We start from the raw sequence: 16327 nt of genomic DNA on the forward strand, positions 1-16327 counted from the left end.
GGAAGCGGGGCGGCGGGAGTGCGGTCAGGGGGCCGCCGCCGCGGGCCGTTCGGTGGCGGTGTCGTCGAAGGTGGCGTTCCTGGACGGGCGTTCACGGGCAGCCGGTGAGAGGGCCACGAACGCCGAGGTGAGGAAGAGGTACGACCCGAGGCCGACCGCGAGCGGGAAGATGAACTGCATGACCGTGGCCCCGGAGAGTTCCGATACTGACGGAGCGACCCGGACATCGACCGCCAGCATGCCCGTGTAGTGCATGCTGCTCACCGCCGCGCCCATCACCAGGGACGCGATGGCCACGGCCCCGGGCGACTTGATGTGGAGTGCGGCCCAGAGCGCCGCGGTGGCTGCGACGACGGCGATGACGACGGAGACTGTCACCATCAGGGGGTCGTAGACGACGGTGCCGTGGAGCCGGAGCGCCGCCATGCCGAGGTAGTGCATGCTGGCGACGCCGAGTCCGGTGGTGAGCCCCCCGACGAAGAGAGTGCCGAAGCGGTCGCGGCCGTAGCCCACGGTGAAGACTCCGGCGCCCACGACGAGCATGGCCACCAGAAGGCTGAGCAGGGTGAGCGGTACGTCGTAGCGGATGTCCGTGCCGGTGACACCGAAGCCGAGCATGGCGACGAAGTGCATCGTCCAGATGCCCGTCCCGATGGCCGATGCGGCCGTGAGCAGCCAGTTCCGGCGTGAGCGGCCTCTGGTGCCGAGTGCGCGCACGGTGCAGCGCAGTCCGAGCGCGGCGCCGACGCATGCCATCGCGTACGACAGCACGGGTGTCAGCCAGCCGAAGGTGGCGTGGTCCAGGTGTCCCATAGACCGGGGACGGTAGTGCCGCCGAGGACGCACGCCGGGCGCTCATTTCGAAAGGTGCTGAAATATGACAGGGAAATGTTCCTAGGCGATCAGACGACGTTCGAACATGCGCACCGCTCGTGTCGTTTCGTTCGGTCGTGTCGCGTCGCGTCGTGCGCGATCATGTCCGTATGGCCGACGACCACACACGCGTGCAGGAGTTCTTCGCCGTACGGGCGGCGGACTGGGACAGCCGCTTCCCGGACGACGGCCCCGCCTACGCCACGGCCGTCGGTGAACTCGGCCTGCGGCCGGGCGACGCCGTGCTCGATGCGGGCTGTGGCACGGGACGCGCGCTGGTTGCCCTGCGTACCGAGGTGGGGCCCGGCGGCACGGTGCTCGGAGCCGATCTGACGCCCGCCATGCTGCGAACGGCGCTGCGGGCGGGACGAGCGGCGAGCGGGGCACTGCTCCTTGCCGACGTCGAGCGACTGCCTCTGCGCTCGGCGGCCCTCGACGGAGTGTTCGCAGCCGGGCTGATCTCGCACCTCACGGACCCGGAGCAGGGGCTGTCCGAGCTTGCACGCGTGGTACGTCCGGGTGGTCGGCTCGCACTGTTCCATCCGATCGGGCGCGCGGCCTTGGCCGCTCGGCACGGCCGTGCGCTATCGGACGACGACCTTCGCGCCGAGCCCCGGCTCACGCCTCTCCTGGCGGCTTCGGGGTGGCACCTGGAGACGTACATCGACGAGGACGCCCGCTTCCTCGTGCTGGCCGTGCGAACCGGCTGACCGGGCGGCGTCGCTCTCGGACCTTCGGCGGGTCCGCGTCAAGGCTGCCGGAGAACCGAATGTGCCACTCGTCCACGCCATCCCTCCCCCTCTCCGCCCTGGCCGGACCGCTGTGGGTGCCGACCAGGGCGGAGAGGGCCGTGGCGCCCCCTGCAGGTCCGGCACCGGGGAGGAATACGCCGTTCTCGCTTGTCAGGGCCTCGACGACAGGGTTACCGAGTAGTTAAGGTGCGCCGACAAGCCAAGCGATGCGGGATGAGGGTGGGTGCTGTGGCAGGGACGGACGACACGGTCGCCGACGACGACGCACTGTTCGTGCTGACGGCGGTGCTGCTGACCCCCGCGCAGTTCCCCAGTGTGCTCGGCGACGACTACGTGGCCGCGTGCGCGGAGCTCGGGCTGGAACCGTACGCCGAGGGTTACGGCCTCGTGCTCGGACAGGACAGCGGGGGCGCACGCTGGACAGTGGTCGTCGACGACGTGTCGCTGGTGGCGGTCGCCATCGCCTCGTGGGACTGCGGCATGGAGTACGACCTCTCCCCCGACGACCGCTCGGTGGTCTGCGCTCTGCCGGGCTGGCCGCTCGCACTGGCGGTGGCCGCTCCCGGAGTGCCCGAGCCGCACGACCCGCTCCCCGATCCGGACGCCGGGGCGGAGGGGCCGGTTCCACTGACGCCCCCGGACACGGGTACCTGGGGAGCTCCGCAGCGGCGGCTGGGGGCGGACGAGATAGCACTGCAGTGGTCGGCCTGGCGGGACCAGATAGATGACGAGACCGCCTTCGGCGCGTCCGGCGACACCGAGCCGTCCGACGAGGCCCCTCCCGCGCAGGCCGGAAACGCGGCCGCCGATGACAGCGGGCCGGCCTCCGGCACCGGAGGCGGTCAGCACCCCGGCGTGCGTGCGGCGCTGGAGGCTGCTCGGGCTTACGTCGCTGCTCCGCCCCCGCCCGGCCGGATCCGGTCAGCCTTCGCCCCCGGCGGGGCGCGCACGCTGCGCGTCGACGGCCCCGGCTGGTCACTGGTGGCCAGGACCGACGACATCGCGTTCCTCCTGCTCGACGAGGAGCCGGGTGAGGTCATGACCGTAGGCCGGGGCCCGGAACTTCCGGGGCTGCTGAAGTCACTCGACGAACTCGCCGTCCGGCCGAACTGACCGCCGGACCGTGGGACGCGGCGGGTTGGATGCCGTCCTCCGCGGCACCTCCACCGTCGCGCCGGTCCGCACTGAGCTCGGACCATGATCCGCAGGACGGAACTCAGGGGTGCATGACGATCTTTCCCACGTGCCGCCTGCGGGAGAGTTCCTCCTGTGCCCGCGCGGCCTGCTCCTGCGGGAAGGTCGCGGCGATCACGGGCTGGATCTCGGCCCTACGAGCCAGGTCCATGAGGAGGCCGAAGTGTGCGGGCGTGTGCATCGCTGACCCGATGACCTGCGCGTTGTGCAGGTAGAGACGCCGCACGTCGAACACCACCTCGTGTCCACCCAGTGCGCCGGCGATGACCCACCGACCCCTTCGCGCAGCAGGGGAAGTCCCTCACCCACCAGCTCGCCCGCCACGACGTCGAGTGCGACGTCGATGCCGTCCGCAGCGGCAGAACGGACCTGCTCCCAGGTGCCTCCGGCACGATCGACGACTTCGTGCGCGCCTGCTTCACGCACCGCCTCGATCTTGGGCCCGCTACTGATGGCGAGCACCTTCGCGCCCCGCGCACGGGCGATCTGCACCAGAGCGAGGCCGACGCCTCCGGACGCTCCCGACACCAGGGCGGTTTCTCCCTTCCGCAGCCGGCCTCGCTCGATCATTCCCAGCGCCGTGCCGTAGGCGGTCGGCAGCGCTGCGAGCTGGGCGTTCGTGAGCGGGGAATCCGTCACGTCGTGCACACGCTCCGCCGATGCCGTCACGTACTCGGCGTAGCCGCCGTCGCGTTCGCTCCCCATCAGGCCCACCGGGCTGGCGTGCGGCCCTGCAGTGTCGTATTTCGCGGGGTCGACGACCACTCGGCGCCCCACGAGGCTCCCCTCCACTCCAGTCCCGACGGCGACCACGCGACCGGCCACGTCGGCGCCCTGGATGCGCGGGAAGTCGATCGGGCCCCGCCATCCCGACCGCGCCTTCGGGTCTCCTGGAATGCCGTAGGCACCCTCCCGGGTCCACAGGTCGGTGTTGTTCAGGGCTACCGCACTGACCTGGACCAGCACCTCTCCTACCCGTGGGGCAGGGATGGGGACCTCTGCCAGTTCGAGAACCTCCGGTCCTCCGTGTCCTGTGATCCGCACCGATCGCATGGAATGGGACGCACTCATCGCTCGAACCTCCCGACAGGTATACTGATCTGTGAACATCACCCACGGTACACCGATCAGTGAAGGGGAGCGCGGTGCAGGAAGCCCGGTCCATGACGCCGGCGGGCCGCCGCATCGTGGCGGCTGCGGAGGAGTTGTTCTACCAGCGCGGCATCACGGCGGTCGGCGTGGATCTGATCGCTGAGCACTCCGGGGTGACCAAGCGGACCCTGTACAACCAGTTCGGTTCCAAAGACCATCTGGTGGCGGCTTATCTGAAGGACCGCGACCAGCGCTGGCGATCACTTGTCCGCGCCGCGGTCGAGGCCGGTGGCACACCAGTGGAGGCCGTCACAGCTCCCTTCGAGGCACTGCGGACCTGGAGCGAGACCAACACCCGCGGATGCGCCTTCATCAACGCACTGGCCGAACTGCCGGACTCCTCGCACCCCGCACACCGCATCGCCTCCGACCAGAAGCTCTGGCTGCGGAACCTGTTCGCCGAACTCGCCACCGCGGCGGGCTGTTCGCGTCCGGCCGCACTCGCCACCCAACTCCTCGTGCTGCATGAGGGTGCTCTCGCCCTGCAGCCCCTCTCGCTCGACAGCCTTACGGAGAGCATCGACCTGGCACGAGCTCTGGTTCGAGCCGGCACGGCATCCCACCACTAGCTACGCCGACAAGACAATGCCGTTCAGCCCGGCCAGGCGGCTCCCGGCGCATGCGATCAGGACGGGGAGGCTCGTCCTCGGCCGGGGCATGCGGAGGCGTCCTGCCTGATTCCGCCGGCACGGGGAGGTATGCGCGCCGGGCGTCGCGATCCCGGTCAGGATCCGCCGGACAGCGCGAAGACAGACCGGGCCGCGCGCTCCCGGGCGACGCGCGGCACAGGACGGCCGTGCCCCTACACGCGCTCGAGCGGGCGGTGCGGCTCGGCGGGCAGCTCGGCCCGCACCTGGTCACCCGGCCGGACGATCCCACCCGTCACGACGACTCCCATGATCCCGGCCCTCCGCACCACAGTGCCGTCGTCCGCCCGGCCGACAACCTGCTTGAGCAGTCCGTCGCGGAAGATGTCGATCTGCAGGCACGGGTTCCGCAGGCCCGTCACCTTCACGACCGCTTCGTCCCCGAGCCGGAGCAAAGTCCCTGCCGGCAGCGCGAGCAGATCGATCCCGCTGGTGGTGACGTTTTCCCCGAGATCACCCGGGGCCACCTCGAACCCGGCCTCCCTCAGCTCGGCGAATAGCTCCTGGTGGATGAAATGGACCTGCCGCAGGTTGGGCTGCGTCGGATCCTGGGCGACGCGCGAGCGGTGTTTGACCGTGACACCGGCGTGTACGTCGCCCTGCACCCCGAGCCCGGCCAGCAGCGTGATGCTCGCCCTGTTCGGCTTGGTGAACGAGTACACGCCGTTGCTGTTCACTGCCGCGACCGTGGTGTTCAGCGCCCTATCTCCTTACGACCGATCCTGCGAAGCCTGCGCCTCTGCGACGGGTCGAGCATCAGGTAGCCCACGGTGGGCACCCCGACGAGCACCAGCAGTGACCACCAGAATCCGATGAACGGAATCAGGACGACTGCCGCGACGACTCCCCCGATGGCGATCTTTGCACCGTTCGACATGATCCGTGCCTCCTTCGCGGCCGGAGCCGCTCCTGTTGGGTGAACGCATGCGCGCGCCCGTGGGTTCCGGGTCCCGTGCGCACGTCCCTGCGTCAGCGCAGCGGCGCCCCGACCTCGTGCATGTGCCGCAGGGCCTGCCGGTATGACTCGACGAGGCCGGTCTCCGCGTACGGCATGCCGATGGACGCGCAGTGGGCCTTCACCAGGGGTTGTGCGAGTCGCAGGTGAGGGCGGGGCATGCTCGGGAAGAGATGGTGCTCTATCTGGTAGTTGAGGCCGCCGAGGAACCAGTCGGTGAGGACCGCCCCGCGCACGTTGCGCGAGGTGAGGACCTGGCGCTGCAGATGACCCCACCGTGAGCCGCCGGGGTCGGGCATCTCCATTCCCTTGTGGTTCGGGGCGAAGGCCATGCCGAGGTGGAGGCCGAAGAGCGCGTGGTGCAGGAGGGCGAAGACGACCGCCTTGCCGGGGGACATGACGGTCAGCAGCAGCGCGGCGTACAGGGCGAGATGACCGGCGAGCAGAAGGCCGGAGACGGCACGTTCACGGCCGGGCTGACGCCGCAGGAACTGGAAGCCGTAGATCTTGAGGGCGATGCCTTCGAGCAGCAGCATAGGAAAGAAGAGGCGGGCCTGGTTGCGGGTGAGGCGGCGGGCGAATCCCTCGCGCTGCGCGGCCTGCTTCTGCGTCCACACCAGGGCGCCGACACCGACGTCGGGGTCCTTGTCGATGTGGTTGGGGTTGGCGTGGTGGCGTACGTGCTTGTCGTTCCACCACGCCTCGTTCATACCCAGGAGCAGGTTGGCGTGCACGAGTCCGATGATCCGGGCGGCCTTGCGGTCACCGGATATCTGGGCGTGTCCCGCGTCGTGTCCGAAGAAGGCGGTACGGGTCCACAGGACGGCCAGCGGCAGGGCGAGAAACATGTTCCACCAGGTGTCACCCAGGAACACCATGCCGGTGAACACCACGCCGAGGGCTGCCAGGTTCGCGGCGATTCCCCTCGCGTACCAGCCGGTCCGCCGCTCGAGGAGACCCCGCCCCTTGACGGTCTTGAGGAGTGGTGCGAAATCACTGCCTGCGGCCTGCGAGCCCGCCGGACTCTCCGATCCGTCTCGGGGGTGTGGCGCAACGGTGGCTGCTACCGCCTGGGGCATGACGTCTCCGGTTTCTGGGCATCTGCTCTGACCTGGTCAAACGTACGAAGAACGGGCCCGTGGCAGCTATGGCGCCATCACCCCGGCAGTGCGGGGGCAATCCCCCGTGTCCGGTGGTGGGGCGAGCTGTACCCCAAGCCTCAGAAGGCAGAATCCAGTGAGTGGATCACTGTGGGCTTCTCCTGGAACGGGCCGTGGGTGAGGTACCCTCGGCGACCCCGGGCTCACTAGTCAAATTTGAGGAATTCGACATCGCTGTGCACAGGCTCCCTGCGGCAACACTCCACGAGATCACTCAACTGTCCCGCTGCTCCGCAGTCTTCATCCCCGCGGATCCGGCCCGTACCGGCCTGATCGCGTTCTGGAACCCGGACGGTAGCACCCCACCCGGTGATCTTGGCAGTCCTGAGGAACTGACAGTCGTCGGCAGTGACATCCGCCCTTACGCCGTACCGGCGTTGCTCTTGCCGGTGAAGGACGCGCTACCGGTCCTGACACGTGCGCGGGCCGGCGTCGGGGCCTCGCCCTCGGCCGCGTTCTGGGGCGCCGCAGGCGTGTTCTCGCTCCAACTCGTCGCGCGCGGACTGCTGCTGCCGGGTTTGAGCGCCACGGACCGCGAGGCCTGGCGTGCCGGCCCCCTGACCGCGGACGATCTCGAACGGATCCGGGTCCTGGCAGCCTCGATGCCGCCGTCCGCGCATGCGGTACCACTGGACGCGGCGGCCGATCCGCTGCTGCTGGCCGAACCCGAGTCACTGCTGCGGGCGTTCGTCGACGCGGTGGTGGACGGGCTGCCACGGACCCCGGCGGCCGAATCGCTCGCAGGTGCCCCGGCGTTCGCCGGCCGAGAGGTGCAGCACCTGCCCGCGCTGCGGCCGTGGGCGGCGGATGTGGCGGCCGGGCACGATGCCGGTGTGCGCCTCTCCCTGCGGGTCGAGGTCTCGGGGCTCGCCCGGGTGGAAGGCGGGGAGGGCGATTGCGGCGAAACACCTTCCTTCCGTGCCGTCCTGCAGATCCACAGCGTCCGGGAGCCCACGCTCGTCGCCGACGCGGTGGACGTGTGGGCCGCCCGCTCCCCCGCCGCGTCGCTTCTCGGTCCCCGCGCCCGGATGGACGCCTTGCTCGCCCTGCGCCGCGCGGCGCGTGCGTGGCCGCCGCTGGCACCCCTGCTGTCCGCCCCGGTGCCGGACGCGATCGAGCCGTCGGACGAGGAGATCGCGGAGCTGCTGGGGCCGGCTGCCCGGGCGCTCGCCGCGACGGGCGTCCAAGTGCACTGGCCGAAGGAACCGGCGCGGAAGCTCACCACCCGGGCGGTGATCGGCCGGGCGGACAACAGCGGCGTGACGGAGACGCGGCCCCGAGCGGGGGCCCCGTCCTTCCTCTCGCCCGAAGCGCTCCTGGCCTTCGACTGGTGGTTCGCGCTGGGCGACCGGACGCTGACACGTGAGGAGTTGGACCGGCTCGCGGAGGCCGGCAGACCTCTGGTCAGGCTGCGGGACCAGTGGGTGCTCGTCGACCCGGGGGAGATCCGCCTCGCGCGGCGGACCCAGGACCGCAGAGTCACTCCGATCGACGCCCTGGGTGCCGTACTGACAGGGACCACGGACATCGACGGGCGCCGGGTCGAGGTGTCCGCGACGGGCTGGCTCGAACAGCTGCGATCGCGCCTCGCGGACCCCGGGTCACCGACGGCACAGGCGGTGGGTCAGCCGGCGGCGCTAGGCGCCGAACTGCGCGACTACCAGCTGCGCGGCCTGAACTGGCTGGTGACGATGACCTCGCTCGGTCTCGGCTGCTGCCTCGCCGACGACATGGGGCTCGGCAAGACCATCACACTCATCGCGCTCCACCTGCACCGGCAGGAGACCGGATCGACCGCGGGGCCCACGCTCGTCGTCTGCCCCACCTCGTTGATGGGCAACTGGCAGCGGGAGATCGAGCGGTTCGCCCCGGGCACGCCGGTCCGGCGTTTTCACGGCCCGTCGCGCGCGCTGGACGACATCGGCGACGGCGAGTTCGTCCTCACGACCTACGGCACCATGCGCCTCGACCCGGCGCGGCTGGCACGGGCCTCCTGGGGCATGGTCGTCGCCGACGAGGCACAGCACGTCAAGAACCCCCGCTCGGCCACCGCCAGGCACCTGCGGACCATCGGAGCGGGTGCGCGCGTCGCGCTCACCGGAACCCCGGTGGAGAACAACCTCTCCGAGCTGTGGGCGATCCTCGACTGGACGACGCCGGGGCTGCTCGGGAAGCTCGGTACGTTCCGCGACCGGTACGCGAGCGCGGTCGAAAGCGGGAACGACCCCGCGGCCGCCGAGCGGCTCGCCTCGCTTGTCCGTCCGTTCCTGCTGCGGCGCCGAAAGTCCGACCCGGGCATCGCACCCGAGCTGCCTCCCAAGACGGAGACCGATCGCCCGGTGTCCCTCACGGCGGAGCAGGCCGGGCTGTACGAGGCGGTGGTCCGCGAGACTCTCGCCGAGATCTCCGGGGCGGACGGCTTCGCGCGGCGCGGGCTGATCGTGAAGCTGCTGACGGCGCTCAAGCAGATCTGCAACCACCCCGCACAGTACCTCAAGGAGGAACGGCCCCGGATCGTGGACCGGTCGGGAAAGGTGGAGCTGCTGGACGAACTGCTCGACACAATCCTCTCCGAGGGTGCGAGCGTGCTGGTGTTCACCCAGTACGTCCAGATGGGCCGCCTGCTGGAACACCATCTGGCGGCGCGGGATGTACCGACCCAGTTCCTGCACGGAGGGACCCCGGTCGCCGAGCGGGAAGCCATGGTGAACCGCTTCCAGGCCGGCGTGGCACCGGTGTTCCTGCTGTCGCTCAAGGCCGCCGGCACGGGGCTCAACCTGACCCGGGCCGGCCACGTCGTGCACTTCGACCGCTGGTGGAACCCGGCGGTCGAGGCGCAGGCGACCGACCGTGCGTACCGGATCGGGCAGACCCAGCCGGTGCAGGTGCACCGGCTGATCGCCGAGGGGACGATCGAAGACCGGATCGCGGCGATGCTGGCCCGCAAGCAGGGGATCGCGGACGCGGTACTCGGCGCAGACGAGGCCGCGCTGACGGAACTGACCGATGCCGAGCTGGCCGAACTGGTCGAGCTGCGAGGGGGCGCACGATGAACGACAGCACCGAGCCGGAGCGTACGTTCGCCGCGTTGCCGCCGGCGCAGGGCCGCTGTTTCGCCACGTCCTGGTGGGGGCGGGCGTGGCTGAAGTCGCTGGAGGAAACGGCGCTGGACGGGGCGCAGCTCAAGAAGGGGCGCAGGCTGGCCCGGGAAGGCCGCGTCGGCGCGGTGTCCGTGCGGCCTGGCCGGCTGACCGCGGTCGTACAGGACCGGGACTCGACGGCGTACCGAAGTGATGTGCTGCTCCAGGAACTGGGTGAAGAGGAGTGGGACCGGTTCCTGGACATGGCCTCCGAGCGGTCCGGGCACATCGCCGCGCTGCTCGACCGCGAGATGCCGCCGCACCTGGTGGAGGACGCCGCGGCTGCGGGGGTCGACCTGCTGCCGGGCATCGGCGACCTGGACCCGCACTGCGGCTGCGAGGCCTGGGACCACTGCCCGCACTCGGCCGCCCTGTGCTACCAGGTCGCACGACTCCTGGATCAGGATCCCTTCGTGCTGATGCTCCTGCGGGGGCGTGGTGAGCGGCGGCTGATCGACGAGCTGCAGGCCCGGAGCGTGGCGCGCGCGGCCGGCGCGGTGGGGCCCGCGACGAACGCGGAGGGGATCGCCGGAGCGCCGGCGCAAGGGGTTCGGGCCGACGAGGTCTTCGCCGCGCGGGACATCCTGCCGTCTCTTCCCCTGCCCCCGGGTCCGCCCGAGGAGCCGGGCACGCCGCCCTCGCTGGACGCCGAGACCGTGCCTGTTGCCGGTATCGACCCCGCCGCACTGAGCTTCCTGGCGGCGGACAGCGCCGCACGCGCCTTCGCCATGCTGGTGGAGGCGCTTGCACCGGGTCACGCACTCCGTCCTCTGGCGGCGGAACTGACGCTCGGCGAGGACGCCGTACGCATGGCAGCCGAGGGCTGGCCCGGGAGCGCGCTGATGGCGCGTCTCGCCTCCGCCGCGGGCAGGCAGGGCGCCGGACTCGACGACGCCGTGCAGGCCTGGCGTCACGGCGGGAGCGCGGCCCTTGCGGTCCACGACGAGGAATGGCAGCCCTGCGCTGACGACCTCGCCCGGGCGGCGGCACAGCTCGCGGCGGCGTGGGAGGAGGGCGAGGTACCGCGATTCCTTGTTGTGAACAACCGCTGGACGGAGTCGGGTTCGGGTACGCAGCTGCGGTTCGGGCGCGACGGGCGCTGGTGGCCCTACCGCAAGGTGCGGGGACGCTGGGTGTCCGCCGGCCCCGCGGCCGCGGACCCCGCCGCCGCCTTGGCAGCCGTGGCCTCCGACTGAGGCTCCGGCTGCCCGCGGGACGCGTCACCCCGGTGCGAAGAGCGGCGCGCGGTGCCCTCGCGCGGGGAACCGTAGGCCGGGGCGGCGCGTCCTTCAGCCGTACGTCGTGACGAGGTTCCATCCCCAGGAGTGCCGGTGCAGCGCAGAAGGATCCTTCAGGGCGCCGCGGTGACCGCCACGGCGGCACTCCTGCCGGCCTCGGTCCGCGCGGTGGCCACTCCGACCTCGGTCACGGACTACCCGCAGGCACAGTGGTTTCCCGCGGCCCCCGTCAACCGCACGTCCGCGAACAGGCGTTCGGGCCATCAGGTCGACCGGATCGTCATCCACGTCGCCCAGCAGACGTTCACCGAGACGATCGGAATCTTCGCGGATCCGGCCACACGGGTGTCGGCCCACTACGTGGTGCGTTCGGGAGACGGCTTCGTGGCGCAGTGCGTGCGCGAGCGAAACATCGCCTGGCACGCGGGGGACTGGGACTACAACGCCCGCAGCATCGGCATCGAGCACGAGGGCTGGGTGGACCAGCCCTCGTACTTCACACCCACGATGTACGAGCGGTCGGCGCGGCTCACCGCGGACATCTGCGACCGCTACGGCCTGGCCAGGGACCGCGCGCACATCATCGGCCACCACGAGGTGCCGGGCAGCGACCACACCGACCCGGGCGTCAACTGGGACTGGGGGCGCTACATCCGTCTCGTCGAACTGGTCTGATGCGGAAGGGCGGCCGGGCCAGCCTCGGCCGGCCCGTCTCTCTCCCGGCGGACGCTCCGGAGGCGCCTTATGCCTCTTCGGCGGTCGAAGGCGCCATGGCCCCGCCGCCCCGAAGGCGTTCGAGGTCGGACGCACGCACCTGGATGACCAGCAGGGCGATCAGCGCGGCTACGACCGAGAAGACGGCCGCGACCACGAAGGCCTGGGAGACGCCCGACGCGAGAACCTGGTCGCCCCACGGCGACGGGAGTTCACCCGTTCTGCGGAACTGCAGCTTCTGGGCCGGGGTCGACTCGGCGAGGAAGCTGGGGACCTGGTCCTTCGCCTCGTTGCGGCTGGCGGTGCCGAAAACGGTGACCAGGATGGAGAGCCCCAGCGATCCGCCCACCTGCTGGGTGGCGTTGAGGACTCCGGAGGCCGCTCCTGCCTCTCTGGGTGCCACGCCGGAGACCGCCATCAGCGTGAGCGAGACGAACTGCATGCCCATGCCGAACCCGAAGACCAGCAGGGGTCCGAGGATGCTCCCCAGGTAGGTGCTGTCGACGTCGGTCAGGGTGAGCCACCCCAGTCCCGCCGCCGCGAAGATCGCGCCCACCACCAAGAAGGGTTTGGGGCCCCACTTCGGCAGCAACTGCGAGGCGATTCCCGCGCTGATGGCGATGATCACACTCACCGGCAGGAATGCCAGGCCCGCCCGCAGCGGGCTGAAGTCGAGGATGTTCTGCACGAAGAGAGTCAGGAAGAAGAACATTCCGAAGATCGCCGCGGACAGGCTGAGCATCATGCCGTAGGTGCCTGCGCGATTGCGGTCGCGGAACATGCGCAGCGGTGTGATCGGCTGCCTCGACCGGCTCTCCACCGCCAGGAAGACCCCGAGGAAGACGACGGCGCCCGCGAAGGCCCCGATGGTCAGGGAGTCGGTCCAGCCGTCCTCGGACGCCCGGATGAAGCCGTAGACGAGCAACACCATGCCGAGCGTGGAGGTGAATGCGCCGAGGAGGTCGAAGTGACCCGGGTGGCGTTCGGACTCCTTGATGTAACGAGGCGTCGCGAACGCGATCAGCAGGCCGATGGGGACGTTGACGAAGAAGACCCACCGCCAGTCGAGCCACTCCACCAGCACGCCGCCCGCGAGCAGCCCGATGGCGCTCCCGCCCGCCGAGACCGCCGCGAACACCCCGAACGCCCGGTTGCGCTCGGGCCCTTCACGGAAGGTCGTGGTGATGAGGGAGAGGGCCGTCGGGGAAGCGATCGCGCCACCCACACCCTGCAGTGCGCGCGAGGCGAGCAGTTGCCAGGCGTCCTGCGAGAGACCACCGAGCAGGGAGGCGAGCACGAACAGAAGGACACCGAAGACGAAGACCCGTCGGCGGCCGAGGATGTCACCCAACCGTCCACCGAGCAGGAGCAATCCGCCGAAGGTGAGGGTGTAGGCATTGACCACCCACGACAGGTTCTCGGTCGAGAAACCGAGTGAGCTCTGGATGTGGGGCAGAGCGATGTTCACGATGGTGATGTCGAGGACCACCATCAGCTGACAGGAGGCGATGACGAGCAGCGCGATGCCGTTGCCGTGTCCCCGCTTCGGGGAATCGGCAACGGTCGCGGAATTCGACCGGGGATTCGTCATAGCGCTCCGTGCCACACGAGTCGGCATTGCTCGGGAACGTTCACTCGTTGACGTTAAAGCGGGCCGGACAGCTCCGCCAATCGAACACCAGGTGGGCCCGGACAGGCCGTCAGAATGCAGGTGAGCCCCCGCGACCCGCCACGAGGTCAGTCGCGGGGCAGCAGGGTGCCCAGTGGACCGAGGTCGAGGTTGAGGTCCTCCGGGCGCACCCCGTGCTGCTCACAGAGCTCGGCCATGCGCTGGTCGAGCAGCATGAGCGTCGTCCCGATCTCGTCCACCTGGCTGTCGGAGAGGTCCCCCTGATCGATGCGACGGATCGCTTGCCGTTCCATGAGCTGGCGCAACAGCTCGACCACGGTCAGTACCAGCGCCACGAGGTCCCGGCCGAGCCGGTCCGAGTCGACGTCGATCCGTGAGTCCGTCACAGCGGCCCTCCATCCGCCCAGGGCGCGGGCACGCGTTCGTTCACGGAGGAGAGCAGGGCATGCAGGGAGAGCCGCACCAGCGGAACGTCCGCGATCGCGATGACGAGGTCACCGCTGATCACCACGCCCGTCGCCAGTACCCGGTCGAGCAGATCGACGAGTGGCACCCCGATGGGCCCGCTCAGAGGTTCGGGGTTGTCCCAGGGCACCACGTTGTGCGGCATCCCTACACCTCACCGACGAAGGAGTACGGCACCCACGGTCCCGTGACCTCGATCCGGGCACCGGTCGTGTCTCGCAACGCCCGGGTGAGCCGGTCGAGCTCGGTGATCCGGTCCTCCTCGACCAGGTAGGTGGCGTTGAGGACCTGGACCCGGCCGTCCTCCGCGAGTTCCGGACCGTGCAGCCTCAGCCGACGCCCCGCGGCGGCGACGCCGTGGAACGCGGCGTCCACCGACTCGGCGAGGCGGAGGGATTCCTCGTAGCGCTGTTCGCGCTCTACCTGCAGGCCGCGCTTGCGTTCCAGATAGGCGAGGCCGGCCCCGGGCGCCGGGCGGCTCCGCTCTGCGGGAACCGCCGCGCTTCGCGGAGCGGCATCCGCGGCTGCTGCCGGCAGAACGGCCGCGTAGACCTTCACACCCCATTCGGAGCGGCCGGTCGTGCGTTCTAGGGCGGTGCGGAAGCGAGGGGTCTCGGCTACCAGGGCTTGTCGGGCCCGTTCCTCGTCGTGGTACAGGGTGGCCAGCGGAAGCGGAACGGTCGGACACGACGCGGCGGCTGCCGAAACCACCTGGTGATGAGCGCGCGCGTACTCTTCGAGTTCGGCACGGTCGGACATTCGGGCCTGCCACACCTCGTCGGTGAAGTCGGCGGCCCGGACGGTCTGGACGACCGCGGTGAGCTCGCCGAAGGGCATCTGACGCAGAGGCCCGCCCCCGGCGACACCCTGCAGGCCGGCGAGAACGCCCGTGGCCGGGGAGCAGCACACCGCGAATACGTAGAGAGCGCTGTCGTCCGGAGCTTCGGCGTCGTCCGAAGTCCGGCTGTCGTCAGTGGGTTCGGGACCCCGGTCCGTCATGTGGCTCTCTTCTCCTTGCTCATCGGCCGGCGGCCGGAATCTCGTCCTTCTTCGATTCGAGAGCTTCCAGCCGATCGCGCAATTCACGGTTCTCGTCTTCGAGAGAGTTGCGGGCGGCGCGCGAACTCAGCGCCGGATCCGTCTCCCACCAGTCGATTCCCGCCTTCTTCGCGGTGTCCACGGAAGCGACGAAAAGGCGGAGCCGGATGGTGAGCAGCTCGATGTCCAGAAGGTCGATCTTGATGTCGCCGGCGATGACGATGCCTTTGTCGAGGACCCGTTCGAGGATGTCGGCGAGATTGGTGTTCGGAGGCCCCGGGATGGCGTAGGCATCCCGCCCGATATCGAGATCGGTCACCGCGACGCCCTCCGTCCGCGCCGCTTCCTGGGAGCGCTGTCCTCTTCCTCCTCCTCGGGCTCCTCTTCGGGCTCCTCCTCTTCGTCATCGTCCTCTTCGCCCTCGGGCTCATCCTCGTCCTCGTAGTCCGAGTCGTCGTCCTCCTCCCCGGGCTCCTCCTCGTCCTCGTACTCCGCGCCCTCCTCATCGGAGTCGTCGGACTCTGTGTCCTCGTTCTCCGACTCTTCCTCCTCCATGGCCTCTTCGTGCGACTGCACAACCTCGCCTTCGCGGATCTCACCGCGCCAGCCCTCGGGCTCTTCGTCGGTGAGCGTCACGAACCGCTGGAAGTGCTTGAAGTCGAGTCGCATCCGACGGCCCTGCACACGCCACAGGTTGCCCGTCTTCTCGAAGAATCCGGAGGGGTAGTACTCAATCACCAGGACGATCCGGGTCAGGCTCGGTGCGAGTTCGTGGAAGCTCACGCAGCCGCGCGTGGAGCCCTTGGACCCCTCAGAGGTCCACACGATGCGCTCGTCGGGCACCTGTTCCTGGACCGTCGCCTTGAAGCTGCGCGAGGAGGGGCCGATCTTGACCTTCCAGTCGCTCTCCATCTCCTCGTCCATCGAGACCGACTGAACGCCCTTGGTGAAGCTGCCGAACTTGTCGTAACGCGTCCAGTGGTCGTAAGCGGTTCGCAGGGGCACGCCGACGTCGAGGAACTCGACGATGTTCATGGATTTACCGCTGCCGGACTGGCTCTTGCCCTTGCCCCCACCGAACGCGTCCTTCGCCTTGCCCACGACGTTGTCCTTGACGCTCCCGGCCTTGTCGGCGACGAATGCCTTCACCGGTGATTCGCCCTTGAGGACGCGGGAGGCGACCGACGGCAGGGACCCGCCGTTCTCGGCCATGTCGGTGAGCTGGCCCGTGAGGCCGGTCAGCTTGTCGCCCGCCTTCTGCGCCAGTTTCTCGGTCTGGGCGCCGAGGAAGTTCGTGAACTCCCCGCGGAGGCGGTCCATGCCCGACTCTTCCGCCTCGGGCTCTTCCTTGTCCGTCCTGGCCATGGCT

The 16327-nt window shown here is 69.8% G+C and carries 16 protein-coding genes and 1 pseudogene; 6 read left to right on the top strand and 11 right to left on the bottom strand.

Translation table 11 applies throughout. The features are described from left to right. Positions 1 to 24 precede the first annotated feature (24 nt). Positions 25 to 813 carry an MHYT domain-containing protein gene (locus ACFU5K_RS11305; protein ID WP_384059200.1) on the bottom strand — a complete coding sequence of 263 codons (789 nt, stop codon included), beginning with the start codon at positions 811 to 813 and terminating at the stop codon, positions 25 to 27. A gap of 170 nt (positions 814 to 983) precedes the next feature. Between ACFU5K_RS11305 and ACFU5K_RS11310 the strand changes: the two genes are divergently transcribed. Together ACFU5K_RS11310 and ACFU5K_RS11315 are read left to right on the top strand one after the other, a co-directional pair. Further along, a complete protein-coding gene (locus ACFU5K_RS11310) occupies positions 984 to 1583 on the top strand; it encodes a class I SAM-dependent methyltransferase (protein WP_384059202.1) in 600 nt (199 codons plus the stop codon). A 270-nt stretch (positions 1584 to 1853) separates the two neighbouring features. Beyond that, a complete protein-coding gene (locus tag ACFU5K_RS11315) occupies positions 1854 to 2738 on the top strand; it encodes a hypothetical protein (protein WP_384059204.1) in 885 nt (294 codons plus the stop codon). A gap of 103 nt (positions 2739 to 2841) precedes the next feature. Here the strand turns inward: ACFU5K_RS11315 and ACFU5K_RS11320 are convergent. Further along, positions 2842 to 3890, bottom strand: a pseudogene (locus ACFU5K_RS11320) (zinc-binding dehydrogenase). Between the two features lie 92 nt (positions 3891 to 3982). Here ACFU5K_RS11320 and ACFU5K_RS11325 point away from each other — a divergent pair. Continuing rightward, entirely contained in the window at positions 3983 to 4540 is a 558-nt protein-coding gene (locus ACFU5K_RS11325; RefSeq protein ID WP_384059207.1) for a TetR/AcrR family transcriptional regulator, read from the top strand. Between the two features lie 233 nt (positions 4541 to 4773). Here ACFU5K_RS11325 and ACFU5K_RS11330 read toward each other — a convergent pair whose 3' ends face one another. From ACFU5K_RS11330 to ACFU5K_RS11340, 3 genes are all read right to left on the bottom strand, one after another. Beyond that, on the bottom strand, positions 4774 to 5316 hold the full coding sequence (locus tag ACFU5K_RS11330) for an MOSC domain-containing protein (RefSeq protein WP_384059357.1): 543 nt from the start codon (positions 5314 to 5316) through the stop codon (positions 4774 to 4776). After that, the gene (locus ACFU5K_RS11335) at positions 5313 to 5495 is read right to left on the bottom strand and encodes a hypothetical protein (RefSeq protein WP_384059210.1); all 183 of its coding nucleotides are present in this window, start codon (positions 5493 to 5495) and stop codon (positions 5313 to 5315) included. Before ACFU5K_RS11335 ends, ACFU5K_RS11330 begins: the two co-directional genes overlap by 4 nt. Positions 5496 to 5587: 92 nt before the next feature. After that, positions 5588 to 6652, bottom strand: a complete 1065-nt coding sequence (locus ACFU5K_RS11340; protein ID WP_384059213.1) for a fatty acid desaturase family protein — start codon at positions 6650 to 6652, stop codon at positions 5588 to 5590. Positions 6653 to 6909: 257 nt separating this feature from the next. On the opposite strand from ACFU5K_RS11340, the gene ACFU5K_RS11345 reads away from it, so the two are divergent. The 3 genes from ACFU5K_RS11345 to ACFU5K_RS11355 all read left to right on the top strand — a co-directional run bounded on the left by ACFU5K_RS11345 (position 6910) and on the right by ACFU5K_RS11355 (position 11786). Beyond that, positions 6910 to 9786: a DEAD/DEAH box helicase gene (locus ACFU5K_RS11345; protein ID WP_384059216.1), complete on the top strand. Its 2877-nt coding sequence runs from the start codon at positions 6910 to 6912 to the stop codon at positions 9784 to 9786. Further along, the gene (locus tag ACFU5K_RS11350; RefSeq protein WP_384059219.1) at positions 9783 to 11069 is read left to right on the top strand and encodes an SWF or SNF family helicase; all 1287 of its coding nucleotides are present in this window, start codon (positions 9783 to 9785) and stop codon (positions 11067 to 11069) included. The genes ACFU5K_RS11345 and ACFU5K_RS11350 overlap by 4 nt, the downstream gene beginning before the upstream one ends. Before the next feature lie 135 nt (positions 11070 to 11204). Next, positions 11205 to 11786 (top strand): N-acetylmuramoyl-L-alanine amidase, encoded by a 582-nt coding sequence (locus tag ACFU5K_RS11355; RefSeq protein ID WP_384059221.1) that lies wholly within the window; start codon positions 11205 to 11207, stop codon positions 11784 to 11786. A 67-nt stretch (positions 11787 to 11853) separates the two neighbouring features. Here ACFU5K_RS11355 and ACFU5K_RS11360 read toward each other — a convergent pair whose 3' ends face one another. The 6 genes from ACFU5K_RS11360 to ACFU5K_RS11385 form a co-directional block, all read right to left on the bottom strand. Continuing rightward, a complete protein-coding gene (locus tag ACFU5K_RS11360) occupies positions 11854 to 13416 on the bottom strand; it encodes an MFS transporter (RefSeq protein ID WP_384059223.1) in 1563 nt (520 codons plus the stop codon). Between the two features lie 146 nt (positions 13417 to 13562). After that, positions 13563 to 13841, bottom strand: coding sequence for a gas vesicle protein K (locus ACFU5K_RS11365; protein WP_384059226.1), 279 nt, complete (start codon positions 13839 to 13841; stop codon positions 13563 to 13565). Further along, complete coding sequence (locus ACFU5K_RS11370) at positions 13838 to 14065, bottom strand: gas vesicle protein (protein ID WP_384059229.1); 228 nt, start codon at positions 14063 to 14065, stop codon at positions 13838 to 13840. The genes ACFU5K_RS11365 and ACFU5K_RS11370 overlap by 4 nt, the downstream gene beginning before the upstream one ends. Positions 14066 to 14067: 2 nt before the next feature. Next, the gene (locus ACFU5K_RS11375) at positions 14068 to 14919 is read right to left on the bottom strand and encodes a GvpL/GvpF family gas vesicle protein (RefSeq protein ID WP_384059230.1); all 852 of its coding nucleotides are present in this window, start codon (positions 14917 to 14919) and stop codon (positions 14068 to 14070) included. Positions 14920 to 14938: 19 nt separating this feature from the next. Next, on the bottom strand, positions 14939 to 15277 hold the full coding sequence (locus tag ACFU5K_RS11380; RefSeq protein WP_384059233.1) for a gas vesicle protein: 339 nt from the start codon (positions 15275 to 15277) through the stop codon (positions 14939 to 14941). Continuing rightward, the gene (locus ACFU5K_RS11385; RefSeq protein ID WP_384059234.1) at positions 15274 to 16323 is read right to left on the bottom strand and encodes an SRPBCC family protein; all 1050 of its coding nucleotides are present in this window, start codon (positions 16321 to 16323) and stop codon (positions 15274 to 15276) included. The genes ACFU5K_RS11380 and ACFU5K_RS11385 overlap by 4 nt, the downstream gene beginning before the upstream one ends. Positions 16324 to 16327 lie beyond the last annotated feature (4 nt).

The organism is Streptomyces sp. NPDC057428 (genome assembly GCF_042803195.1).
In the GTDB taxonomy this organism is placed as follows: Bacteria; Actinomycetota; Actinomycetes; order Streptomycetales; family Streptomycetaceae; genus Streptomyces.